Origin of the sequence: Bifidobacterium sp. UBA6881 (assembly GCA_002451435.1) — a bacterium.
GTDB lineage: Bacteria > Actinomycetota > Actinomycetes > Actinomycetales > Bifidobacteriaceae > Bifidobacterium.
This window is the reverse complement of the sequence record DKCF01000006.1, coordinates 37,465-37,789: the sequence shown is the minus strand read 5'-3', so window position 1 is coordinate 37,789 and position 325 is coordinate 37,465. Positions and strand designations below refer to the sequence as shown.

Below are 325 nucleotides of genomic sequence, written 5' to 3'. Positions count from 1 at the left end.
CGATGACCATTGACTATCTGAGCACGGTCAAGCAGCGCAGCAACATCACCACGCTTGGCGATTTCACCTTCAAGAAGACCAGTGCCACCAATACGAACCTCGGCCTGAAAGGCGCCGAATACCGGATTCTGCGTGACGGCAAGTATCTACAGGGCACGGTGAAGGGCAGCACTTTCACCGCCACCACCAACAATGGCAAACTCGTCACCACCGCCGATGCGTCAAAGGCCGATACCGTCACCACTGACGCGAAGGGCGAGATCACCGTGAGGGGCGTGCCCGCCACGCGCGATGGCGTCGAATACGAGGTGGAGGAAGTCAAGGC

1 protein-coding gene is annotated in these 325 nt (G+C 59.1%); it reads left to right on the top strand.

The window, feature by feature from the left end:
* Window positions 1-325, top strand: a 325-nt coding sequence (locus B3C64_RS00430) for a SpaA isopeptide-forming pilin-related protein (RefSeq protein WP_291532966.1), incomplete at both ends; no start/stop codon positions are given.